Genomic DNA, 23,561 nt, shown 5'->3' with positions numbered 1-23,561 from the left:
CATACAGATAAATTTAAAATTCCGCAAAATGCCGCAAATTTCAGAAAATTTCACGAAATTTCGCGGAGCCGTGAAATTTTAAAAGCTCCGCAAATTTAGCTTACGCTACCACCGAATGCCCGCCTCCAGCCAAAACTGCCTGCCCGCCTCATAGACCAAATCGAGCGAGGTGTCGCTGCTAAGTCTTGCTTTGTTGCGCTTATTTAGGACGTTGTAGATGTCTAAATTCGTAAAAAATTCTACCTCGCCCGCCATCTTTTTAGCGTATCCGATGCGCGCATCCCAGCTGTAGCTTTTGCCGAGATTTACCTTTTCGTATTTATCGTATCTGGCAGGATACTTGCCCGCGGGCGTCCTGCCCGTGCGAGCGATTGCTTCTTGCGAGCCTTTAAATGATAGAAAGTTATTCACGCTGATGCCATAGCTTGGAATTTTCGTGATGATGTTTAGGCTCGCAGTCCAAGGCCTAGCATAGTCCTGCGCCGGCAGCTCCGATAACCTCATCAACTTTCCGTCGTATTCGACGATCTTTTCATCTTCAAGCGTTTCTCTATCAAGCGATATGTCATAAAGGGTGTTGTTCGTTTTCATCTTGATGTGTTCAAAGCCTAGCTCAAAGCCATTTAGCGTACCGAAGGCCTCATAATCATCGATCGTTTTAACGCCGAAGGTTAAAATTTTATTTTCGCTTCTGCCGTCATTAGTAAAGGTTTGATAGTTGTTTTGGTAGTTCGGATTCGGCGCTAGACCTAGATCTCTTCGCGTAGATTTGATGATCTGATCCCTGCCCTTGCGGCTTACATATTTGCCGAAAAACTCAAAATTCCCAAGCTTTTGCTTTGCCCCAAATACCAGCTCATCCTCATAAGGTACCTTTAGCTCGTTAAATTTAGTTAGAGATGGGTCTTTTGGCAGTTGCGTCCAGTTTTGCGTATAGGCATTGCGCGGGCGCGTGTAGGTAGTGGCGAGACCCTCTCGACCTTCTCTTAATTTATAGGTAAAGAGATTGCGTCCGTAGTAGCGGTTTGCGCCGAAGCTAATGATCGAATCGCCGTCGCCAAAAATATCGTAGTAGCTGTTAAATCTCGGCGCCGCAGTTGTTTGCTTCATATAATCGTCCCTATTCAATCTTACGCCCGGTCGTAAAGTAAGATCGCCTATTTTTATCTCATCTTCCAAATAAACCGCCAAGCTTTTCATATCCACCTTAGTATTGCCCTTGTAATAGCTTTTTCGCGTAAAAAACTGGCCGCTTCTACCACGCCTCGCAAAAGAATCGTCTATCGAGCAGAGCTCATCATCAGGATCGCAAACATTTACGCCCGCAGGTAGCGGTGCTATTCCGCCAGCGGTCATAAACTCTTTTCTTACGTTAAATTTAGCCTCTTGCTTTTTAAACTCAAAGCCTGTGATAAATCTATGCTTACTGCCGCCGAGATCAAATTCATTAAACTCCAGATCCGCGTTGTATGAAAGGCTCTTTTGAGTCTGATCGAGATCGCCGTAGCCACCCTCTATCGCCGAAGCAGATAAAATTTTACTGCCCCAATTCTTTACGTTTGAGTATTGCCAAGCCCTGTAATATTCATTCTCGGCATCGCGCGAACTCTCCAGCTTGCTGTAGGATAAAATTTGATTAAATCTAGCAAAATCGCCATCGTAGTCGGTTTTAAGCGCTAAATTTAAACCGCCCGATTTCATATCAGCGTAGGAGTCTTTGACGTGGTCGTTAAACATCTTGTTTCGCTCGGGCGCGTAGGTTACGCTAGGCGTGATAGTTAGGCGGTCGCTTGCATACCAAAGCGCTTTTAGGAAGTAGTTGTCAATATTTCGCCTCTGAACTCGCTCGGTGATGGTCGTATCTGCGTTGTATCTTCTGTCGTAGGCCTTGAGCGGAATTTTACTTCTAGTGTTAGTGTAGCCGAACATCAAACCCAGATCCTCGGTAACGGTGCCCTCTAAATTTAATCTCGTGATCCACTTATCGAATCTCGGCTGATTTAGTGGCGTAGCGGAGTTTTCAAAGCTCTGTTCATCGCCGTAGATATGGTATCTAGTCCAGCTATCCTCGGTATGCTGCATTGAAAACTTGCCGTGAAAGCCCGCGCGCGGATCTCGCGTCTTGACCTCCACTACGCCGCCGGTAAATCCGCCGTATTTGGCGGAGACGCCGCTATCGTGCACCTCCACGCTTCGTAAAAAATCGCTATCGATCGCCATACCTTGCGAAACGGAATTCATCGTATCAAACGCCGAAAAGCGCGTAGGATTGCCACCCGGATTTCTAGCGGGATCGAGATCGTTATTCATATTCGCGCCGTCAAGTATAAAGTTATTTTGCCAATACTTCGCGCCGTTAATGCTTATGTTTGCGGGGCTGATCTCGCCGAGCGTCGTGCTCTGGCGGTTTGTGGAGCTGAATTGCACGTTTGGATTGGTACGCAAAAGCTGCACGAAATCGCCGTTGCCGCTAGGCATCGACTCGATCATCGTCCTGCTTATCTTTTGCGTACCGCCGTAGCTGTCGCCGACGCTCGTCAGACTCGAGTCGATGTTGCCGACGACTACTATTTCGGGGAATTTATAACTATTTGTCATCGCAGCCGAGCTCTGCGCGCTTTTGTTTTCTTTGGTAGCAACGCTTCTTGTTGCGTTATTTTCAGACGAATCCTGCGCGACGCTTAGACCGCAAAGACACGCCGCGACTATTAAGGAGCGTGCAAGCCCCCCCCCGCAGCGATTTTGAGTGGATTTCTCGCCTTTTACGGAAGCGGAATAATTGCGGCCTGCGCCGCTTTTACATGGCTTACAGGCCCAAAAACCAACAATCATTTTTTTCTCCTTTTTTGAAAATAAAAATTAAGACTGAGGAAATTTAGCCAATAATATTTTAAATTTCAATAAAAGTGATAACAATTATACGACTTATGCAAACAATAGAAAAAATGTAACAAAATAGCGGTATATCGGCGAGATAAATCTATTCCAAAATAAAATTTATCTAAAATCTACGCGCAGTGCAGATAGGTTTAATTGAGCTTTATTCTTGAGTTCGTTTTTAAACTGAAATTTACGGAGATAAAATTTGCCGTGCAAGCGCCGTTAAATTTAAACTCGCCGAGTAAATTTAACGAGCAAAATTTAAATGCGCCGAGCTCGTTAAAATTTCGGCGCGTTTATCCTCACCGTCTCATCGGTGTCAAAAATATATGTCTGCGCCGCCTCCGCGATATCCTTCAGCGAGATGGAATTTATGATCTTTTCAAAGGTCTTAAAATCGGCGATCTCCTCATTCCAAAGCGCGTATTTTACGAGCGCGTCGTTCCAAAACTCAGGGCTTTCGCGAGCGATACGCGCCGTGATGATCTGAGATTTTTTAAAATTTTCAAGATGCCGCGCTACGTCCGATCCGCCGCCTGCGATTTCTGCAAAAATTTCTCTAATTGCGGATAAAATTTGATCCGTATTTTGCGGCGCGCAGGAAAACGAAATATGAAGACTCGAGTGCTCGTACGGGATGCGGCTTAGACTCGAAGCGACCGAAAAGCCGTAAGTACGCCCCTCATCCTCTCTGATGCGCTCCCTAAGTGCTTCCTGAAGCACCGAAGCTAGAGCTGAAATTTTTATTGCATTTTCAAGCGAGTATGGAGCGGATCTGTTTATCGCGGTAAGCGCGACGTCGCTTCTAGGGGAGTTTTGATAGTTGCGCATAAAAACGTGCCGTCCGCTTAAGCTGCGAATTCCGTCGTCTTGAAAATCCTCGCGTTCGCCGCGAGCGGGCAGGTTCGCCAGATATTTTTTTATGAGGGCTTCGGCATCTTTTAACTCAAAATCGCCGCTAAGTACGAAAGTGTAGGATGCAGCGTTGCTAAATTTATCATAGACGATCTTTTTTAACTCTTCCGCGTTAAGAGCTTTGATCTGCGCGGCGCTTAGCGGGCGCATTCGCGCATTGCCGCCGTAAAAAAACTCGCTAAATTCCCTGCTAAATTTATATCCGGGCAGTTTCTCGTTTCGCGCAAGCTCGTCGAGCGATTTGATCTTTAAATTTTGCAGCGCCTTCTCGTCCACGCGCGGAGAGCTAATCTCTAAGTTTATTGCTTCCAGCAGCCATTTTAAATCCCGCGAGCCGCAGCTTCCGTAAAATCCGTGCGAAAATGCGGAGATGTTTTTGCGGTAATTCACCTGCCGCCCGCTTAAAATTTGCGAAATTTCATAATTGTTAAACTCGCCTGCACCGCTTTCGTTTGAAAGCATCGCGGCAAAACTACCAAGCCCTGGATGCGCTAGATTGGACATTCCGCCTCTGCTTACCGCGGCAAACGAGATGAAATCCTTGCGCGTCTTAAGCGGCTTTAAGATCACGGTCGCGTTATTTTCAAGCAGGTAGGTATAAAATTTAAATTGCGGCTCAAAGCTCTTGCTTAAAATTTTACCTTCAGGCAGGTTTTTAGAAACCAAGCTACCCGGCAGCTTTTTATGCGCGGCATGCGTATTTATCGCCCTGGCGCCGCTTTGCAGCTTCTTAAATTTAGCCTCATCCAGATTATATCCTGAGCCGCTAAAAACGCTTACGTGCACCTCGCTTAGATCTGTCAGGCGCCTAAATTCTAAATTTAGCTCCTCTAGGCTGATCTCGCGCAGCAATTTTACCTCCAAATCACGCTGTTTTGCGGCGCTAGGCAGAACGGCTCCCGATTTTACGGCATGAAGAATCTCTCTTGCAAAAAACGCGGAATTTGCGCTTTTTCTGCGCTCGAAGGCGCTGTGCCGCGAGCTGATCAAGGCATCCTTTGCTAGGGCGAAATCGCGCGCATCAAAGCCGCTATCTCGCAAGCCTTTGATTAGCCCGAGCGCCTGCGAGATCGCGCCGTCAAAATCTCCGCCCAAAACGGCGACGTCAAAGCTATAGATCGTTTTTTGAAACTGCAAATTCGATCTGGAAAAATTAACTCGCAGCAGCGCGCCTTCGCTAGCTTTTGCCCGCTCATAAATCGTAGAGATGAGGCTTGAGATAAGCTCGCTTTTTAAAATTTTTCTCGCATTCGCCTCGCTGCTTGGGGGCGCAAATTCCTCCCAAAACGAAATTTTGACCGAATTTAGCGATGTTTCGTTCGTATCGTAATTGTAAATTTTCAAACCCTGCCTAGGCGGAATTGCCATATTCGGGCGGGCGTAGGAGCTTGTATTTTTAAGAGGCGAAAAATTTTGCTTTAGCAGTTTTAAAATTTTATCCCTTTTAAAATCGCCCACGGCTATAAATTTCATAGATCTGGGCTGGTAAATTTTTTGATAAAGCTCCTTGATTCGCTGCGCGCTTACGGATTTTACGACCGCCATATCGCCGATCGGCGCACGATTAAAATACGCGCTGTCGCCGTAAAGCTCCTCATCCATCCGCTCGTAAAGCTTTGCGATCGGCGTATCGCGGCTGCGCGCCTCCTCGATTATGACGCCTCTTTCTTTTACGAGCTCGAGCGGATTGAACTCCACTCCGTCCGCAATCGAAGTAAAAATTTTAAAAACGTCCTTTAAATTTTCTTCGCTAACGGCGATGCTAAGCGTGTAAATCGTGCTGTCGTAGCCCGTCTGCGCATTTACGTCGGCGCCGAATTTCACGCCCAGGCTCTGCAATTTTTTGATGAGCTCGTTTTTACTAAAATCGCGACTTCCGTTAAAGGACATATGCTCGATGAAGTGCACAAGCCCGCGCTCATTGGGGCTCTCGTCGATCGAGCCCGCATCCACGACCAGATAGAAAACGGCGGAATTTTTAGGCACGGAATTTTCTAAAATGTAGTATTTAAGCCCGTTTGGCAGCGCCCCTCGTAGGGCGGCTCCGTCCCACTCAAGCGCAAAAGCTCCCGCACAAAGCAGTAAAAATAGTAAAATTTTTCGCATTTAAGCCTTTCATTTATTTCTGGTAAAATTCCGTCTCGCAGATATTTCGGCAGACTTTTCTCTTTCGGCTTATCAAGCTGCCTACCTGCGCCATTTTTTGGATTTGCTCGCCTCGACCCGTTAGCCCGCAATATTTCTTAAATTTGCCAACTTTTAAGCCGCCTGTTCGCACGCCGATTTCGGTATACTTCGCTAGTTCACTGACTCTAGCTCCATACCGAGTAGCTTCTCTCATTTTGTGCATCGCCCGAATCGTCAAATGCGTCGATTTTTATCTGCGCGGCGGCGCGACAGCATGGCGGCGCGGGCGCAAATTTTAAAATTTACTTGCACCCGGGCTAAATTTAAAAAGCGCGAATCGGTAAATTTTAAAATTTTACGCCAAGCGCGGCGGGCTGCTAAGCTTTGAAATTTCATAGCTAAATTTCGCAATTATCTTTCACAGTCGCTTTTATGGCGAAACAGACATTTAAATTTTACATCGCCTTACTCTCGCTACGCGCTGTTTTAGCACGTAGCGATCAAATAAGCCGCTGACGCGCAATCTTAGCATATTCACCGTATGACGTTTTAGCGCTCCGTCTATAAAAGTGCCACCCCGAACTGCCGTTTGCTGCGAGATAAAATTTTAGCCTAAAGAGCATTAAATGAAAATTAGTATAAATAAAATGTGAAATTTTTGAAGTTAAAAGGGAATTTCGGATTAGATTAAAATGGCCGGGAGATAGGGATTCGAACCCCAGGAGGCTTTCACCTCAACGGTTTTCAAGACCGCCGCTTTCGACCGCTCAGCCATCTCCCGATTAAAGGCGGGCAAGACCCCGCCGTAGATTCGCGTAGATCAAGACCTGCGCGTGCAATTTATTCGGTTTTTTCTCCGACCCACTCGGCGCCGTTATGAACCTTTTCTTTGGTCCATTGAGCCGCGTTGCGCGAGTCCTCTTTTACGCCGTGCCAAGTATTAGAGCACCCGCTAAAAGCCATCAATGCCAAAAGAGCCGCTAGTATGTATCTCATAATAACTCCTTTTTAGGATCTGGAGGCGACACCCGGATTCGAACCGGGGATCAAAGCTTTGCAGGCTCATGCCTTACCACTTGGCTATGTCGCCGCGCCGGCTTATTAGGTGGTGCCCGGAGCCGGACTTGAACCGGCACGGAAAAAATTCCGAGGGATTTTAAGTCCCTTGCGTCTACCGATTCCGCCATCCGGGCACGTTTAATACAAAACAGAATGTAAAATGGAGCGGGAAACGAGAGTCGAACTCGCGACATCAACCATGGCAAGGTTGCGCTCTACCACTGAGCTATTCCCGCGCAAAGAAATGAAATATTACCCAATGCAAGCTTAAAATTTCATTTTATAGCGGCTTTTGCGGAGAAAATTTTGGCGTAGCGCCGGAATTTAAAAATTTTGTAAGTAAAATAATGTAAAATTACAAAATCTTTATTGGGGTTATAGCTCAGCTGGGAGAGCGCTTGAATGGCATTCAAGAGGTCGGCGGTTCGATCCCGCTTAACTCCACCATTTAAGTTACTTTTAATTTTAAATCTCTTTTACTTCCTTTAAATACCGATATCTAGGGCTTTTAGTAATTTTTATTATTTTTGTTTCTTTTTATGTTTTAATTATTCTAAAATAATTCAGTTAGTTATTAGGTTAGTTAAAACCTATTAAGTTAGTTTTGCAGAAAGAGTGATAAATAAGCCCCCTTTGGTGTATATATCGCATAAAAAGCTAAAAAAGGTATAAACGAGAATCACATAGCGAATGTCGTTAAGATGAACTAAAAATATATACTTTCATCTTTTGACGAGCGCGATATAAATACGATAAAGTATAGTGATATTTTAGAATTTTAAACCAAAATAATCCGAGTACTAGTCGTATCGAAACGCTTCATCACCTAATAAATGATATAGAAAAGTCTTTGCAATAAATTAAATTTTAATGAAAGGAGAGATTATGTCAGTTGAAGAAGATGGCGCGGCATTTACAGATGAGGATTTTGTAAATATAGTGCCGCAGGATCTTTTAGAGCGCGGTATAAACTTAAGAGAGAAGCTTGGTTTTTTGAAATCGCTTGGAAATTTGACGATGTAATGGAGGTGCTAAAAATCACAAGAGGCAAAGGTATGATTATCCTAGGAGGAGACGTATATCGTCTAAGCGGCAATGAGCCCATCATCACATACGACGGCTGGATTACCAACAGGGGAGTTAATAATGCATTCGAAGTGGCGATCCAATATATAACTAATTATCGCGCTAAAAACGGAGATGACTTTGCATATTGCCTAACTATTTGTCCTGGGCGGGTGCCCAAATGAAAATTTTGGCTTTCAATACAGAATATGTTGGTTTTGCTCATCTTCGGATAAATATAAAAATATGCACCGAACTAAATGCTAATGTATGCGTAGATGGGATATAAAAGATTTTAGGAGCATTTTTGAAAGGCAACGAAGTAGTTTTAATACTATCGATCGAAAGCGATAGAGATCTATCCGAGGCAATAAGCAGCAACGGCATATCTGCAACAAAAACCTGGCGCAAGGGAGATTTGAAACCAAAAGGCTCTATTTTAAAATACAGAAATTTTGGCTTTAGCATAGAGGAAAAATTTTATGATATATCTTCTGCGGGAGATCTAATTAAAAAATTCTTGGCAGATATAAATGTCGCGAGGAGTATAAAATTACAAAGCGTAAAAAAGCTGCTAAGAGTCGAGATTTACAGCTACGGTAACTTGCCGAGTCTATACTACGATACGGACTTGCTAAGGCCATTATCTGATAACGATATAAATTTAGATAATGACGTGTATTTTTTAGATGAATGAGTTTGAATCGTTAGTGAGGTATATTTATCGATGAAATTCTTAGGCTTTGATTGGGCAAAAGGCAACAAACTGTCCCTAGAATTTCATATAAGGATAATTTAAAACCATGAAACCGGTAAGAATTGTAATGACGATATTTTTTATTATCCTATCGTCTTTTAATTTTCATAAGCTATTAACGGAGGGCGGTTATCGCGGAGGCAAAGTCTATGTCGTAGCCACAACCCAATCCGTCATTATGCAACTACTACTTATCATAGGATTGATCCTGTATTTGATATATCTGATAAGAGTAAAAGAGCATTATAAGCCAAGCTCAAATTTTATGCTTTCTAAAAAGGAGGACAAAATGAACTTATCGAATAGAATAAAGGCGCTAAAGGCGCAGCTTAAACTGCAAAAGCCGGAAATTATAACAAATCCTGTACAGAAGGATAAGTTTGTCGAACAAGATCTGTGTGGTAAAGAACTGTGCGATTTAGACCATAGCACGATCAAACTTTTATCGGGAGATTTGAGTGTCTTTAATGACTATGCTTTTAGGTATTATATCCTGGATTTTATTGATTTTTACGAGCGTTTCGGCGATGAGGCGATTATAGAAGATATGTTTATTCAGGCATTTGCACCACCTATGCGGCGAGCACGAGCGAAACAATTTAGCAGGGATGAGGTAAAAATAATCATAGATTTTTTACAAAAACACTATGAAAATATTACAAGAATTACGCATTCCAAGAAATATAAAAAGTTAAAACCCTACGAACAAGAAGAAATTTATATACCATTCAAACATTTTGAAAAAGAGATAAAAAATGCGATAAAATTTTGGGAGAAGTATTATAAGGGCAAAAATTTATAAGGATTGGCAAATGTGCTTAACAAAGACCGATTTGGGCAAGTATGAGGAATATATCTATTTCTTTATAGAGAAAAACAGGGCGTATTTTAACGCCTATCAAGAGCAGATATTTCCTTTCGATATGGAGTATATACCTAGCTTATTGTGATTGCTTGCATCTTTTGCAGAAACTACGATTAAAATTTTTGATGATTTGGACGAAAAGACAAGAAATGAAATTTTTGATTTTGTGGAAAAGGGGGCGGCAAGCGAAGATGAATACATCGGCACGGCGTTTTGTACCGGCTTTATTGAAACAATTGTAAACATTGCGAAAGAGGACGAATATAAGATAATTAGCAAATATTTTAGAAATGAGACACAAGAATATGCCGCCGCTTGGATGAAATTTGGCGAGTAATGACAAGAAATTTTAAAAAGAATTTGCATAGCATCACGCAGCAAAAAGGGCTTTTAAAGACGACGGCAATGATAAAAAGCATTATAGACCCAACTAATTTCGATATAGAATTTAGAAAAATAAGCAGAAATAAAAGAGGCGTAGCCAGATCGAGAATAGATTTTGAAAATATCGATGTAGATGCTAAAATAAGGCTAGTTATATTTTTAATTTCAAAAGCAAGCCACTTAGATAGCGTAGTTTATAAAATTCTTTTTTGGGAAAGAGATGAGAAAATAGAGGAGTATCTTCTTAAAAATATGAAGGGGCAATACACAAAAGCTAAGCCTTATAAAAACGGCGCCAGAGCGGGCATTATTTTTATAAAAGAAAAGACGCTTGAGCCAAATTTTTTGAGATCCATACTGCTGCGCCATTTTAATTTTGAGCTGGCAAAAGAGCCCTCTTTGAACATTAGAGTTCAGTTAGCCGTAAACAATAAAGAGAAATTTTCGATTTTATTTGATATATACGATGACCGAGGCTGCTATGTGTATTACTTTTAAAATTTTATAATGAAAATATTTGAGGAAAGAGATATTTTCTAAAATTTCGTATCTTTTAGTCCTAGCAGAATAAATATAGTACCTCTCTATGCGATGAGCTTGATTTAATCCCATTTTTCGCTATAATGAATGTCAAATTTCACTCACGGGGATAGCGATGAGCCTTGTTTCTTACGAATTAAAAAAACAAAAGCTGGATGGAGCGCGCAATGTGGCGCTTTGGAAGGCGCGTGGCGGCGTGGCGGCAGTAGTACTGGCGCTGTTTATTGCTATGCGCAAGGATTTCGGAGATTTCTCATTCCTGTTTTTATTAGTGTTGCTAGCTCTTGCTTATCCTGCTTACAAATACCTAGCCGTGCGCATTTCGCGTAAATTTGAAGCGCTCAGTGAGGAGGCTTTTAAAAACGAATTTTTGCTTTGGATCGCAAAGGAGCTGCGTCTTACCTTTCAGCCTTTCGGCGCGTTTTTACTCGATGAAATTTATAAAAACCCGCTCCGCAAAGAGGCAAATCTATGCACTTGTAAGCACGCTATAGTGGGCAAGACGCCCGAATTTGGCATAAAAATCGGCGACATCTGCCTAAGCCGCGATTTCGATAAAAACAGAGAAAATCGAGTATTTGAACTGGATAAAATTTTGCATCTTAAAAAGAAGGATGATACTGCGATCTTCGACGGGCTTTTTGCAAAATTCGATTTTAACGAGACTTTCGATAGTAAAATTTTAGTCGTACCGCGCGGGGAGTTCATCTTCGGCGCATCGGATCTGAAGCTACTCAAAGACAGCCCGCACCTAAGCGCATCGTTTGATGTTTATCTCAACAATCCCGCCGCCGCCGCGTTTTTGCAAAACAAAAAAATTTTAGAAAATATGCAGACGATCACCCTAAATTTGTTCGGTAAAACAGAGCTCTATCTGGGCGAAAACAGCCTCGTAATCGGCGTTGAAAATAGCGAAATTTTCAAATCCGCGCCGAGCTCGCAAAGCGCAAAACTGCTCGAAAGCCTAAATAAAATGATCGAGATCGCTAAAATTTTTGCCTATCTCAAAAAGCTCGGGCAGGTAGAGTAGAGATATTTCGATTTAAAATTTAAAGCTCAAAGCGCAATTGCAGCGGGCAGAACAAAATTACGATACGTATAAATTTAAAGAGAGGAGGGGCTGCATTATGGATATAAACGAGATAAAAGCCCAAACCCACAACATGCGCGCCCTATATGTCGAAGATGATAATGAGGTAAGGCGGCAGACTGCAAAAATTTTAAAACTATTCTTTCATCAAGTTATCGACTGCGGCGACGCGCGGGAAGGTATCGAGAAATTTAAAGCGAGCAAAGCAGGTATTGTTTTTACCGATATCAATATGCCGGGCATTAACGGGCTTGAAATGATAGAGCGGATCAAACAGATCGATCCTTTGGTAAAAACGGTCATCTTCTCAGCCCATGACGAGTCTAAATTTTTCACTAAAGCGATATCCATCGGCGTGGACGGCTATATTCTAAAGCCTTTTACGACTGAGGATCTACTAAGCGTGCTTGAAAAAATCACGCAAAGCATCGAAACGAAACCGGGAAAGCTTGCCTATTTAAGCGGCGATTTCGTGTGGGATAAGCAGAGTTTAACCCTATGCAAGGCGGGCGAAATTATCAAGCTAACCAAAAACGAAACCTCTTTGTTGCAGCTGCTTTTAAGCTCTAGCGGACGGATCGCAAGCGGCCTTGAGATAGAAAACGAGTTGTTCGAGGACTGCGATGAGTATGACGACAAACGGGTAAGAAATATCATATCCAGATTTCACCGAAAAATCGGCTATAAGCTGATAGAAAATATCTACTCACAAGGATACAGGATAAAATGGCGATAGTAGACATCAAGAAAAATCATCAGAGATTTGAGACGATATTTTCAAATTCCGGCGTCGGCATCTTCATCGTGGACAAGAAAAGAAATATTATGGAGTGCAACGAGACCTTTTGTAAAATTTTCGGCTACGAATACGACGAGATCATCGGTAAATCCGCGCAAACCATACATCTAAGCGAAGAAAAATACTTGCATTTCGCAGACATCGCCTTTAATAAAGTAAGGAAAAACGAGGCTCTGCAGCTAAATTACGAGCTAAGACATAAAAGCGGCAAAGGGCTTTGGATTAGAATTTCGGGCGACTCCATATCGGGAAACGACGAGGTGCTTTGGATAGTGGTAGATATCACTAAAAGAGTGATGGCGGAGAAGAAATTAAAGCAAAGCAGGCTAAAGGTCAAACGGCTAAATTTAACGCTCAACCACGAGATCGAAGAGCAGCTAAAGCTCATAAGGCGCCAAGACGAGCAGCTGCAGTATCAATCAAGGCTCGCTCAGATGGGCGAAATTTTAAATATGATAGCGCATCAGTGGAGGCAACCGCTATCTGCCATCTCGGCTACGGCTTCGTATCTAAGCACTAGCTGCTTGATGGCAGATATTTTTGATAAAACGGCTCTTTTGGAGGAGCTAGGCAAGATCGAGCAGTATTCCAAGCACCTATCCGAAACGATCGACGAGTTTAGAAATTTCTTTAAGCCCGCTAAGATCAAGGAAGTTACGAGCCTGGAGGAGCTTTGCAATATGGCGATAAATATCGCAAAAGCGATACTGCAAAACCAAAAGATTAAAATTTACGCGAAATACGGCTGCAACCAGACTCTGCTCACATATAAAAACGAGGTTTCGCAGGTTATTTTAAACATCATAAAAAACGCGCAGGACGCCTTTTTAGAAAGAAATATCGACGATGGGGTTATCGAAATTTCAACCTACATCGAAAAGTCCTATCTTTGCTTAAGTGTAAAAGATAACGCCGGCGGCATCAAAAAGGAGATCGCGGATAAAATTTTCGATCTGTATTTTTCTACCAAAGCCAGCAAAAACGGCACCGGTATCGGGCTATACATGTCAAAGATCATCATCGAAGATCACTGCAAGGGCTCGCTCGTTGTGGAGAGCCTAAAGAACGGTTCAAATTTCATAATCAAACTTCCGAAATGAAGCTTTTCTGAGACAATTTAAAATTTAATCCAAATTTACGCTACAAATGGGCTGCACTCTTTTTATATAATTAACAAAGATTAAATTTTATGTAAGGAGGGAGCGATGAGCGAACCTGAAGACAAAATTTATCTGGAGGAGCGGAAGCTTGTTAGAAGATATTCTCCGCTCACATCGGTGCTTATAAACACTCTGTTTTTGTTTGTGGTGTTTTACGCATCGTGGTGGATCTTTCAAGATCCTAGGGGACTGATGAGGATGTATACCCCTTACGTGGGATATATGTGGTGCAGGTGGCTACTTGTAGTTATCATCTGGATAGCGTATATTTTTGATTTTTGGCCTTTTAAAAGAGAGTGGCTCTATACGGCGGGGCCAGCGAAAAAGGGCATTATCTTTACGGTGATGGTATTTTTTACCTTCTTCGTATTCTTAAAGATATTCTTCGAATTTATTTTAGGCGAGCTTGCCATATCGTATTTTAGTCCGCGAAGGCTCGCGGAGCTTGGCATAACCGATTTTTACGCCCTTGAATACTCGGCTCAGGCCATTTTGATGTTTGCCGCTATCGCGTCGTGGCTCAGCCCCTCTTGGGTAGTGGCTGCGGATAATTCGCCGTGGCAGAAGCTAAAGCAGCCCGTTAAAGGCTTTACCGTTTTTATCTGGACCTTTTTGCTAAGTATGATCGTGTATTTCGTATTTTTCCACTCGCAAATGGGAATTTTATTCGATCCGTGGCAAAAATACACATCCATTACTCCGCCTTGGTGGCACAACTTCGCCGATACCGTGCACGGAAATTTCAATATCGCGTGGATTATGTGCTGTACCGTTATGGTCTGGGTGTATGAAACCATCTGGGAGAGGTATCCTTTTAGCCTTATTAAGACGAACTGGCTTAGAAGGGTGGCGTCATTTTTCGGCATTATAGCGATGGCGTTTTGCTTTTCGTTCTTCTTTTACTATTTGCAAGAGCTCATCTGGGGCGTGCATATTAGAGGTGACAGGAGGCTTTTTGCGCCCGATTGGCGCTGGCTGCACGTAGGCGAGATAGCTATATTTTGGCTGGTGCCGGTGCTGTTTATTAAATTTTACTGCAACAACGCGGTTAATAAATTTTCAAAGCCCGTCAATATCCTTCTTAGAACGATCATAAGTATGGTAGCGGCTATCGTCCTATACTATGTCTATTATCAAGTCTCTCACTTTTTGCTAGGCACCCAAAAGGGCTTTTCGCATCCGCAACAATTCCCGATGATTCCGATGATCTGGTTTATCAACGTCATGCTGATAAATTACTGGTTTATGGACGGCTGGCCGGGCTGGAAGCTTGCCGGCAAGAAGGAAGAGGCGGAGGAAGCAGACGAGGAAGACGATTTTGGAAATAAAAATTCCATCAAAGGTTTGGTAGCGGGCTTTATCATAGGCGTGATCATCTATCTCGCCGTAGTTTATCTAGCGCCTGCCGTGGGCAATATGCTTACAATTTTTAAATAAAGGATCTGAGATGAATGAAGCTAGAAGAGATTTTATAAAAGGCGGCGCGGCGGGCATAGGGCTCGGGGCGCTCGCATCGATGGGAGTGTTTTCATACTCTCCTGCGAGAGAATTTTTTCTTCCGGATGAAGTGCGAAAGATGACCGATTTTGGCGCGATCAAAAGCGTCGAGGTTACTAATATCTCCGAAACGAGCTGGTTTGACAACTCGATGCTGATGGGAGATATTAAAGGCGCAGGCGGACTGCTAGTCAATCAATATCTATTTAACTGGCCGCCGTTCGGTAACGGCAAAGGGCTTGCCAAAGGCAGCTACGAAGAGGGAATTTCACAAATCAAGCATCTTCTACCCGATAAGATCGATGAGGCGTGGGAGGTAACCAAAAAACTTTCCGTAAATCCCGATAACGCGGGCGGCTACTCCGCTTTGATAGAGATAGAGCGGCTAAACGGCGAAAAGAAAAAATATCTGCTTGATTGCGGCTGGTCATATAAGTGGATGCACGAGTGTTTTAAGCGGGAGGGGATCGATAAGATGCTGCAAAGCGGCGAAATAGACACCCTCATAATGTCGCACGAGCACTACGATCACTTTTGGGCGCTACCCGTCGTTTTAAAGTATAAGCCCGACATCAGGATCATAATCCACGAAGGCTTTTACCCGGAGGGCAGACAATATATCAAAGATTCAGGCCATAAAGGCGAGCTTGTAGTGTTTAAAAAAGGTAGAAACGAGATCGAGCCCGGAATGTGTACGTTTTGCTACGATTGCCCTATCATTACGAGAGTTTTTGGCGAGCAGTCGATATTCGTAAACGTCAAAGATAAAGGTCTTGTAAGTATCACCGGATGCTGCCATCAGGGCATCATTACCTTTTCCGATTCCGCGCACAAGGAGCTTAAGTACGATAACGATCAGCTCTATGGTCTTTACGGCGGACTTCATATCTCGCCGTTTGACGACTGGGATCCAAAATACGACGATCTGGTTATCGGGCTGAAAAGATGGAACTACCAAGTCATGGCGTGCAACCACTGCACGGGTCTGCTGACCGTGCAAAAATTCGTCCGCGAGGGCTATCCGATCGTAAAGGGCACGGCTAGATTTAGAACCAAAACGTCCGATTATCTGGGCAACGGCGACAAGGTTAAATTTGGATAGAAGCATGGAATTTCAAGATATTTTTCCTTTGAAATTTAGATACTCGTTTGAGGATTACAGGTCGCTTATGAGATGTATATTGATGAAGTCTCTTTACGATAGCGACGTAAAATCCTCAAGCAGGTATCAGGGGATGTATAAGGGGAACTATTTTAATGAATGCTGGAGCATAAAATTTGGCTTTTACAGCGGAATTTACGGCATCGTTTTGCGGGAGGTGAAAGAGGGCGCGGGCGTATTTGAGCTTTATTATTTCCCCTCCGCAAACGATGAGCTGCTCGGTAGCGTCTCGCTTTTTGAAGCCGTTTTAGCCGGAGGGCCGGAGTTTTTAACAAAAGTGCGAAATTTCTCCGCGCACGAGGAGCTTTTAAATAACTTCTGCGTCGCTACGATCTATTTAAAGCCGCAAGAGTGGGGCTTGGCGCTATCTTTTAAAACAAAGCTCAGAGATAGGTCGTATGCAAAGGACGGTGTGCGCGTAGAGGGTAAGCAGATCATCGCAAAAGAGGGGCTCGATAAAAATTTCCCCTGCTTTAGGGTATCGCTTGCGTTTATGAACTTTTTGCATATCGCGCTTTGCAAAATTTACGAGCCGCGCTACGAGAGCTTTGAAATTTACAAAAAAGCGGCTCGCGCCGTGATCTACGACAAAGAGCGCAACTTAGAAATCAAAGCAGATCCGCTCTGCGGCGAAATTTTTGTAAATTTAATCTACGGCGAGGATGCGGACGACGGGCGCATTAAATTTGACGATAGATCTTTTAAGAAGCTGTCCGGCTCGGCAGCTTTGTTTAAATTTTTGCTACGCTTAGCCAAGGAGGATAAAAAACAAATTTTTATGCAAGGCGGCGAGCGGCCGAATTTCTTCATCATTACCGGCTATCTGGGCTCGGGCAAGACGAAATTTATCCAAAATTTCATCGAGCATGAAACGGCGCAAAATAGATTTACCGGCATCATCCAAAACGAGATCGGCAAAATAGGCCTTGACGGCGCGCTGCTGGACGCTAAATACGCGCTCGTAGAGATCGACGAGGGGTGCGTTTGCTGCTCCATGGCGGGGCAGATCAAGCTTGCGATCTCGCAGCTCAAGCCCAAAAAGCCCGACAGTATCGTGCTTGAAACCACGGGCGTCGCCAATCCTTTCAATATCTTAAGCGAGCTAAACGAGATAAAAGACGAGGTCAATCTATGCGCCATCGTCACCGTCGTGGATGGGGCAAATTTTTTAAAAGAGCGCGGCAGATCAAAAATAATGCTCGAGCAGATCAAGGCCGCCGACGTCATAGTGCTCAATAAAATCGATCTGATCTCGCCCGAGCAGAAGGAGCGGATACGGCAAATTTTGATCCAAAACAACCGCTGCGCCGAGATATTCGAGACGATAGGCGCCGAGCTAAATCCAAACTATCTGCTCTACCGCCAGAGCGACACCTCGTATATGGCGTCCGTCCTGCTCGAGGGCAAAATGCATGCGACGCACGAAGACGAGGGGATAGTCTCGTTTAAAAAGGATCTTCCTGAGGCCATCGATAGGCAAAATTTCATCAAATTTATGAGCGATATGCCGGAAAATTTTTACCGCATCAAGGGGCTTGCGAGCTTTAAAGATGATGAAGCGCAATACGTCGTGCAGTTCGTAAACGGTAAATTTGAGATAACGCCTTTTAGCGACCGCAAATGCTGCGATAATTTTTTGGTTTTCATCGGGCGAGGGATAAAGCAGAGCGCTTTTTCAACCGATCTTTTTTAGGGCTTAGAGATCAAATTGCTTTGATTTGTAGGGCAAATTTGTGCGCATTTTGGACGGTGATGCGGCACGACTTTATAAAAACGATAAAGCACCGCCGCCAAACATTAAATTTAAACACAAGTTGACTCGAACTCTTGCGGTAAATTTCCGGAATTTATCACTACGCTAGGATTTTATGTGGTGTACGGTTTGCCATTGAAAAGTCCTTTAGGTAATTTGTTTTACTTTAAAACGTTGTCCCAAAACATCCTCAAGCGCGGTTTTTAGATCGCCAAATTTAAAGATAAATCCGCTTTTTATCAAGGCCTTGGGATAGACTTTTGCTCCTTCAAGCAGTACGCCGGATCCCTCGCCCAGCATCAAATTTAGCGCAAATTTAGGCACTTTAAAAAACGTCGGTCGCCCCAAAACCTCGCCCAAAATTTGAGTAAATTCGCCGTTTGTACTAGGAGTCGGCGAAACGAGATTAAAAACGCCGCTTTGGCGGTTTTGCAAGGTAAATTTAAACGCCTCTAGCAAATCAGCGATGTGAATCCAGCAAAACGCCTGCTCGCCGCTACCGATCTTGCCGCCAAGACCGAGCCTAAATGCCGGCAGCATCTTAGCCAGCGCGCCGCCTCGTCCCAGCACCACGCCTAGGCGAAATATCGCCGTTTGCGTCCGCGCCTTAGCGGCCTCGCTCTCCCACTCGCATGCTAGCTCGCCCAAAAATCCGCGGTCAAATTTGACCGAGCTCTCGTCGTGACCAAGCCCGTTTTCATATATCCCCACGGCTGAAGCGCTGATGAAAAAGGGCGGGTTTTCTAGCTCGTTTATAGCGCAAACCAGCGTGCGCGTAGTCTCTATCCTGCTTGCGCGAAGGCGCTTTTTATAGGCCTCGCTCCACCTTGCGGCGATAGAAGCGCCGGCTAAATTTATAACCGCGTCGCAGCCTTTGATGAGGTCTTTGAGTGCGTTTTTGTCGGCGTAGGCGGCCCTTGGGATAGCTACTATCTCGTGCCCCTGGGCTCTAAAAAAGCGGCAGAGTTCGCCGCCGATAAATCCGCTTGCGCCGTTTACGGCTATTTTCATATTTTTTGCCTTTTTGATAAATTTACTTTTACGCGGACGGTCAAATTTGACGCGACGCGGATTTAAAAATCGGCTTTAACTTAAAGTCCGAAGCCGAGCCGTTTTGCTTAAATTTGACGGCAAGACCTGCGCTTAAATTCGCCCGTCAAATTTACTTTCTAAAATACTCTTTTACGCCGTTTTCGCCCTCTAATTGCGAGCGTAAATTTTCTAGCGCGGCAAATAAAATTTACTGACACCCCTCGCACTCGATCGAGCGATCCGCGACGTTGTTTAGCTTCTCGCTATCTGGGCTTTCAGAGCGCAGGTAGTAGGTCGATTTTAGCCCCAGCTGCCATGCAAGCGTGTAAATTTCGCTCAGATAGCCGCCGCTTGCCTTATCTAGGCTCATGAAGATATTTAGGCTCTGGCCTTGATCGATCCATTTTTGGCGGATGGCGCCCGCCTTTACGAGTAGGCGCTGATCGAGCTCGTACGCAGGTACGTACGCCTGCCACGTTTTCGGGCTTAAATTCGGCACGACGACCGGGATCATGCCGCTTAGGTTGTGCTCGAACCATTTGCGCTTATACACCGGCTCGATCGTCTGCGTGGTGCCTACGAGTATGCTGATGCTCGATGTCGGCGCGATCGCCATCAGGTAGCCGTTTCGCATGCCGTCGCGCTTTACTTTCTCGCGCAGTCCGTCCCAGTCGCAGCTGCTCTGCTCAAAAAGCCCACCGCGCTTAACGAGCGCTTTGGCGTTTTCGTTCGCTAAATCGATCGGGAAAACTCCTTCGCTCCACTTCGAGCCCGCGAAATCAGGGTACCTGCCCTTTTCTACGGCTAAATTTGAACTTGCTTTGATCGCGTTAAAGCTCACGTTTTCCATTATCCTATCGATCAGCTCGAAGTGCTCGTAGCTGCCCCACTTCACGCCGCGCTCGGCAAGCATCTGCGCCTCGCCCATTACGCCGAGCCCTATCGCGCGGGTTTTTAGATTGGTGTGTTTGACCTTGGCGTGCGGGTAAAAATTTAGATCGATGACGTTATCGAGCATCCGCACGGCGATCGGCATCACGCGAGCTATCTCCTCGCGGCTGTTGATTTTGCTTAAATTTACGCTTGCGAGGTTGCAAACCGCCGTTGCGCCCTCGTTGCAGCCCTTTTCTACGATAAAAATTTCTTTGCCGCCCAGCGCGTCTAGCGCGGTGATCTTTTTCGCCTTTTTTACGATGCCCGCGTCGGTTCTTATATCTTCGTTTTCCTCAAACAGCCTCTCGCTGCCGTCGGCAAATACGACTTTGATTTTGTAGTGGTTCGGCGCCGTGTTTTGAAAGATCTCCGTGCATAAATTTGAGCTCCTGATTAAGCCTTGATGCGCGTTTGGATTGATGCGGTTGGCATTATCTTTGAAGCACAAAAAGGGCATTCCGGTCTCAAAATAGCTCGTTAAAATTTTCTTCCAAAGCTCCTTTGCCAGGATGGTGGATTTTGAAATTTTATCATCGGCCTCGTACTGTTCGTAGCGCGCTTCAAATTCCGCGCCATATAGATCACTTAGATCGCTTACTTCTGCAGGATCGAAGAGCGTCCACTTGCCGCCGCTTTGAAGCCTTTTCATAAACAGATCGTTTATCCACAGCGCGGGGAAAATTTCATGCGCGCGGCGCCTCTCCTCGCCCGAGTTTTTGCGCAGATCTAAAAAGTCGCTCACGTCCATATGCCACGGCTCGATATACACGGCGATAGCGCCTTTGCGCGTGCCCAGCTGATCGACGGCGACGGCGATGTCGTTCGTGATCTTTAAAAACGGGATGATGCCGCCCGCGGCGTTTTTATGTCCGTCGATGCTGCCGCCCATCGCGCGCACCTTGCACCAGTCCCAGCCGATGCCGCCGCCGAATTTACTCAGAAGCGCCATCTCCTTATAGCTATCAAAAATCCCTTCGATATTATCGGGCGTGCTTCCTACGTAGCAGCTGCTTAGCTGATGTCGCGTCGTGCGGGCGTTTGAGAGCGTCGGAGTAGCCAGCATGACTTCAAATTTAGATATGAGATCGTAAAATTTCTTCGCCCAGCTCTGGCAATCAAGCTCGTTTTGTGCGATGAACATCGCGATCGCCATAAACATCTGCTGCGGAAGCTCGATCGGCGCGCCGCTTTTATCCTTGATGAGGTAGCGATCGTAAAGCGTCTTGATGCCGAGGTAGTTAAACTGCAAATCGCGCTGCGGTTGCAAGTAAGAATTTAGATCCTCAAGATCGTATTTTTCCTTTAAGCCGAGCATTATGCGACCCGCCGCTTCGCCGCGAGCGAAGTAATCCCCCAGGCTGTTGTAGCCGCTAAAGCCCGTTACTTTGTGATATAGATCGTATAAAAATAACCGCGCGGCGACGAAGGTCCAGTTCGGGCGGTCCACGTCAATCTTCTCGACCGCGGTTTTGATGAGGGTTTGCTGAATCTCCTCCGTGGTGATCATATCGCGAAACTGGATCTTTGCGTCCACCTCAAGCTCGCTAAGGCTTACGTTTTCCAGCCCCTCTACCGCCTCGCTCGTGTATTTTTTGATCTTGCTTACGTCAAGTTCCTCGGTTCTGCCGTTGCGTTTGATTACTTTCATATCGTTCCTTGAAATTTAAAAATGCAAATTTAGCGTTAGTTTCCCAACATAAAATACGTCGTCAAAAGAGGCGGCGCAATAAATGCCTCAAATCCGCCGTCTTTTAAATTTACGCTAGCTGCGCTGCAAAGTCGCGCATTATAGCCAAAATTGCTTAAGTCTATCTGTCATTGTAGGTATGAGATTTTGGCTTGTAAATTTTCAAATTTAGCGAAGTGGGCGGAAACGATGCGGTAAAATTTGAGCGGAATTTTATGGCGCCGCTGCGAAATTATGCAGGTAAAAATTTACGCGAAGCTTTGCGAAATTCTGCGCCGAAAAAGCAAGAAACAAAAAGAGCTTTGCAAGCGGATTTAAAATTTGCTCGCAAAGCTTTAAAATTTAATTGTGCGGTAGTGGGATAGGCTTTCCGTTTAAGATCATAGAGTTGCTTGCTTTATCGAAGCTAAACTCCATCTTAACCCCATCTCCGTCTGGCTTAAGAAACTGCGAGCCGTAAACTTCCGCCATCGGCGCAAAATCGCGCAAGCTGTCATAAGGCGATAGGAAGTCCGTGATGGTCGTATTTATCGTAGCTTTGCCATCCAAGCTCATACGCTTAAAAAGCTGCGTCTCATCGATGTAGCCGCCTAATAGCGCGCTTGCGTTAAAAGCAAATTTCTTGCCGAGGCTATTTTCAAACGAAAAATCATTCACGTTGATTTTCATATCATCTTTTAGCAGCTTCATAAAAAGCTCTTTATTTTCCGCTAATTTTTCGCCTTCTTGCGGATTTGAGATAACAGACAGATATTTTTCGAAAAGTGCGGCGCTAAAGCTGGTATCGACGCCCAAATGGATGTTTCGCACTAGCACGTCGGCGATTTTTAGGCTTTGGGCTTTATCGCTTTCGTTGAAATTTAAAATTCCATCTTTTACACGGTAGCTACCTTCTGTGCTCATATCCGTAACTACGACGAAGCGCTGCTTATCTACAGTTACGACTAGCTCTTTTGTGCTGCCTGCAAAATCTATGTCATTTAAAAAGAGCTTGGTTATATTGTCGTCTAGATCTTGGATGCCGTTTTTAAAGTTTGCCTCATAGATAAGATCCTTCATATCAAGACCCGAATCCTTGCCGTCGTCTATAAAAATTTCACCGATTTTAAAGCCCAAGGCTTTTATCGTTTTTCCGCTCATATCGCTCGTGCCGTTTAGGCTAAGGCCTGCAAGACGTCCTATTCCGCCATCTTCGAGCACATTTATATCGGCTAGCTTTGCGCTAAATTTAACCTCTGTAGGTCCGTAGTTTAGATGCGTGCTAAGCGGCGCGTCAGTCTTAAACAGCTTCTTGCAAGGCTCCGCGTAATATGGCGTCTTAATCGTTAAAATTCCGTCGCTCTCAAATCCATCCGCAGCGTTTTTTACACTATGCTTGATAGTGTAGTCATAGCGAAAAGCAAAATCCTCCGGGAAAATTTTAGCAGGATCCGGCTCGTCCGTATCGTTGCTATCTTGCGCGCCTGCTTTTTCCTTTAGCTTGCTAAAGCCCTCGGCAAGGCTTTTTTGTAGTTTCTCTTTTTTTACTACGCCCTCGATAAAGCCACTTGAGTTGCTATCTCCAGGATAAAATTTAGCGCTTTTAGTCTCGAAAATTTCGTTTCTAGCGATAAATTCTGCAATCTGCTGCTCAATCGCCGCGCTGGCACTCTTGCCGACCGCACCGTCAACCGTTTTGGTTATGCTATCGTTTACACTTTTAGCTACGCCCGTTTTAGCGTCCTTTGTCGCTACAAAAACGCCCACTATAAGCGCTACGATGACCACTAAAGCCGCGATGATCTTTTTCATCATCTCTCCTTTAAATTTAAAATTTATTTGGGTCGTATTTTGCCGTAAATTTCTAAAATTTTCAA

General features: G+C 44.6%; 19 protein-coding genes and 5 tRNA genes. 14 read left to right on the top strand and 10 right to left on the bottom strand.

The window, feature by feature from the left end; genetic code table 11:
* Positions 1 to 105 precede the first annotated feature (105 nt).
* The 7 genes from KH703_RS07915 to KH703_RS07885 all read right to left on the bottom strand — a co-directional run bounded on the left by KH703_RS07915 (position 106) and on the right by KH703_RS07885 (position 7,217).
* On the bottom strand, positions 106 to 2,832 hold the full coding sequence (locus tag KH703_RS07915) for a TonB-dependent siderophore receptor (RefSeq protein ID WP_304295345.1): 2,727 nt from the start codon (positions 2,830 to 2,832) through the stop codon (positions 106 to 108).
* A gap of 327 nt (positions 2,833 to 3,159) precedes the next feature.
* Complete coding sequence (locus KH703_RS07910) at positions 3,160 to 5,901, bottom strand: pitrilysin family protein (protein WP_304295344.1); 2,742 nt, start codon at positions 5,899 to 5,901, stop codon at positions 3,160 to 3,162.
* 714 nt (positions 5,902 to 6,615) lie between these two features.
* A tRNA-Ser gene (locus KH703_RS07905) sits at positions 6,616 to 6,703 on the bottom strand.
* Between the two features lie 59 nt (positions 6,704 to 6,762).
* Positions 6,763 to 6,918 carry a hypothetical protein gene (locus KH703_RS07900; RefSeq protein WP_005872732.1) on the bottom strand — a complete coding sequence of 52 codons (156 nt, stop codon included), beginning with the start codon at positions 6,916 to 6,918 and terminating at the stop codon, positions 6,763 to 6,765.
* 20 nt (positions 6,919 to 6,938) lie between these two features.
* Positions 6,939 to 7,012, bottom strand: a tRNA-Cys gene (locus KH703_RS07895).
* A 16-nt stretch (positions 7,013 to 7,028) separates the two neighbouring features.
* Positions 7,029 to 7,115: transfer RNA gene (locus KH703_RS07890), tRNA-Leu, on the bottom strand.
* A 27-nt stretch (positions 7,116 to 7,142) separates the two neighbouring features.
* A tRNA-Gly gene (locus tag KH703_RS07885) sits at positions 7,143 to 7,217 on the bottom strand.
* A 135-nt stretch (positions 7,218 to 7,352) separates the two neighbouring features.
* Here KH703_RS07885 and KH703_RS07880 point away from each other — a divergent pair.
* The 14 genes from KH703_RS07880 (at position 7,353) to KH703_RS07815 (ending at position 17,993) form a co-directional block, all read left to right on the top strand.
* Positions 7,353 to 7,428, top strand: a tRNA-Ala gene (locus KH703_RS07880).
* 438 nt (positions 7,429 to 7,866) lie between these two features.
* Entirely contained in the window at positions 7,867 to 8,004 is a 138-nt protein-coding gene (locus KH703_RS07875) for a hypothetical protein (RefSeq protein ID WP_304295343.1), read from the top strand.
* A 32-nt stretch (positions 8,005 to 8,036) separates the two neighbouring features.
* On the top strand, positions 8,037 to 8,231 hold the full coding sequence (gene imm40 / locus KH703_RS07870; RefSeq protein ID WP_304295342.1) for an Imm40 family immunity protein: 195 nt from the start codon (positions 8,037 to 8,039) through the stop codon (positions 8,229 to 8,231).
* A 122-nt stretch (positions 8,232 to 8,353) separates the two neighbouring features.
* Positions 8,354 to 8,743 (top strand): hypothetical protein, encoded by a 390-nt coding sequence (locus KH703_RS07865; protein ID WP_304295341.1) that lies wholly within the window; start codon positions 8,354 to 8,356, stop codon positions 8,741 to 8,743.
* Between the two features lie 106 nt (positions 8,744 to 8,849).
* Positions 8,850 to 9,605 carry a hypothetical protein gene (locus KH703_RS07860; protein WP_304295340.1) on the top strand — a complete coding sequence of 252 codons (756 nt, stop codon included), beginning with the start codon at positions 8,850 to 8,852 and terminating at the stop codon, positions 9,603 to 9,605.
* A gap of 10 nt (positions 9,606 to 9,615) precedes the next feature.
* Complete coding sequence (locus KH703_RS07855) at positions 9,616 to 9,753, top strand: hypothetical protein (RefSeq protein ID WP_304295339.1); 138 nt, start codon at positions 9,616 to 9,618, stop codon at positions 9,751 to 9,753.
* Positions 9,754 to 10,005 carry a hypothetical protein gene (locus KH703_RS07850; RefSeq protein ID WP_304295338.1) on the top strand — a complete coding sequence of 84 codons (252 nt, stop codon included), beginning with the start codon at positions 9,754 to 9,756 and terminating at the stop codon, positions 10,003 to 10,005.
* A complete protein-coding gene (locus KH703_RS07845; RefSeq protein ID WP_304295337.1) occupies positions 10,005 to 10,550 on the top strand; it encodes a hypothetical protein in 546 nt (181 codons plus the stop codon). The genes KH703_RS07850 and KH703_RS07845 overlap by 1 nt, the downstream gene beginning before the upstream one ends.
* Positions 10,551 to 10,707: 157 nt before the next feature.
* Entirely contained in the window at positions 10,708 to 11,622 is a 915-nt protein-coding gene (locus tag KH703_RS07840) for a DUF3137 domain-containing protein (protein ID WP_304295336.1), read from the top strand.
* A 37-nt stretch (positions 11,623 to 11,659) separates the two neighbouring features.
* On the top strand, positions 11,660 to 12,418 hold the full coding sequence (locus tag KH703_RS07835; protein ID WP_304295335.1) for a response regulator transcription factor: 759 nt from the start codon (positions 11,660 to 11,662) through the stop codon (positions 12,416 to 12,418).
* Entirely contained in the window at positions 12,409 to 13,581 is a 1,173-nt protein-coding gene (locus tag KH703_RS07830; protein WP_304295334.1) for a PAS domain-containing sensor histidine kinase, read from the top strand. The genes KH703_RS07835 and KH703_RS07830 overlap by 10 nt, the downstream gene beginning before the upstream one ends.
* Positions 13,582 to 13,686: 105 nt before the next feature.
* Positions 13,687 to 15,078, top strand: coding sequence for a hypothetical protein (locus tag KH703_RS07825; RefSeq protein ID WP_304295333.1), 1,392 nt, complete (start codon positions 13,687 to 13,689; stop codon positions 15,076 to 15,078).
* A 10-nt stretch (positions 15,079 to 15,088) separates the two neighbouring features.
* Complete coding sequence (locus tag KH703_RS07820) at positions 15,089 to 16,240, top strand: MBL fold metallo-hydrolase (RefSeq protein WP_004318461.1); 1,152 nt, start codon at positions 15,089 to 15,091, stop codon at positions 16,238 to 16,240.
* Positions 16,233 to 17,993, top strand: a complete 1,761-nt coding sequence (locus tag KH703_RS07815) for a GTP-binding protein (RefSeq protein ID WP_304295332.1) — start codon at positions 16,233 to 16,235, stop codon at positions 17,991 to 17,993. Before KH703_RS07820 ends, KH703_RS07815 begins: the two co-directional genes overlap by 8 nt.
* A 207-nt stretch (positions 17,994 to 18,200) precedes the next feature.
* Here KH703_RS07815 and KH703_RS07810 read toward each other — a convergent pair whose 3' ends face one another.
* The 3 genes from KH703_RS07810 to KH703_RS07800 form a co-directional block, all read right to left on the bottom strand.
* Positions 18,201 to 19,064 (bottom strand): TIGR01777 family oxidoreductase, encoded by an 864-nt coding sequence (locus KH703_RS07810; RefSeq protein WP_304295331.1) that lies wholly within the window; start codon positions 19,062 to 19,064, stop codon positions 18,201 to 18,203.
* Between the two features lie 229 nt (positions 19,065 to 19,293).
* Positions 19,294 to 21,666: a ribonucleoside-diphosphate reductase subunit alpha gene (locus KH703_RS07805; protein ID WP_304295330.1), complete on the bottom strand. Its 2,373-nt coding sequence runs from the start codon at positions 21,664 to 21,666 to the stop codon at positions 19,294 to 19,296.
* A gap of 381 nt (positions 21,667 to 22,047) precedes the next feature.
* Positions 22,048 to 23,496 carry a DUF945 family protein gene (locus KH703_RS07800; protein ID WP_304295329.1) on the bottom strand — a complete coding sequence of 483 codons (1,449 nt, stop codon included), beginning with the start codon at positions 23,494 to 23,496 and terminating at the stop codon, positions 22,048 to 22,050.
* Positions 23,497 to 23,561 lie beyond the last annotated feature (65 nt).

It is taken from the genome of Campylobacter gracilis, assembly GCF_018374135.1.
Lineage (GTDB): Bacteria > Campylobacterota > Campylobacteria > Campylobacterales > Campylobacteraceae > Campylobacter_B > Campylobacter_B gracilis_A.
This window is presented reverse-complemented; position numbering and strand designations above follow the sequence as displayed.

Coding starts and splice junctions, on each gene's coding strand:
- KH703_RS07845 (WP_304295337.1), top strand. CDS start 10,005: ATGACAAGAAATTTTAAAAAGAATTTGCATAGCATCACGCAGCAAAAA.
- KH703_RS07830 (WP_304295334.1), top strand. CDS start 12,409: ATGGCGATAGTAGACATCAAGAAAAATCATCAGAGATTTGAGACGATA.
- KH703_RS07900 (WP_005872732.1), bottom strand. CDS start 6,918: ATGAGATACATACTAGCGGCTCTTTTGGCATTGATGGCTTTTAGCGGG.
- KH703_RS07910 (WP_304295344.1), bottom strand. CDS start 5,901: ATGCGAAAAATTTTACTATTTTTACTGCTTTGTGCGGGAGCTTTTGCG.
- KH703_RS07820 (WP_004318461.1), top strand. CDS start 15,089: ATGAATGAAGCTAGAAGAGATTTTATAAAAGGCGGCGCGGCGGGCATA.
- KH703_RS07915 (WP_304295345.1), bottom strand. CDS start 2,832: ATGATTGTTGGTTTTTGGGCCTGTAAGCCATGTAAAAGCGGCGCAGGC.
- KH703_RS07860 (WP_304295340.1), top strand. CDS start 8,850: ATGAAACCGGTAAGAATTGTAATGACGATATTTTTTATTATCCTATCG.
- imm40 (WP_304295342.1), top strand. CDS start 8,037: ATGATTATCCTAGGAGGAGACGTATATCGTCTAAGCGGCAATGAGCCC.
- KH703_RS07810 (WP_304295331.1), bottom strand. CDS start 19,064: ATGAAAATAGCCGTAAACGGCGCAAGCGGATTTATCGGCGGCGAACTC.
- KH703_RS07800 (WP_304295329.1), bottom strand. CDS start 23,496: ATGAAAAAGATCATCGCGGCTTTAGTGGTCATCGTAGCGCTTATAGTG.
- KH703_RS07825 (WP_304295333.1), top strand. CDS start 13,687: ATGAGCGAACCTGAAGACAAAATTTATCTGGAGGAGCGGAAGCTTGTT.
- KH703_RS07875 (WP_304295343.1), top strand. CDS start 7,867: ATGTCAGTTGAAGAAGATGGCGCGGCATTTACAGATGAGGATTTTGTA.
- KH703_RS07855 (WP_304295339.1), top strand. CDS start 9,616: ATGTGCTTAACAAAGACCGATTTGGGCAAGTATGAGGAATATATCTAT.
- KH703_RS07840 (WP_304295336.1), top strand. CDS start 10,708: ATGAGCCTTGTTTCTTACGAATTAAAAAAACAAAAGCTGGATGGAGCG.
- KH703_RS07805 (WP_304295330.1), bottom strand. CDS start 21,666: ATGAAAGTAATCAAACGCAACGGCAGAACCGAGGAACTTGACGTAAGC.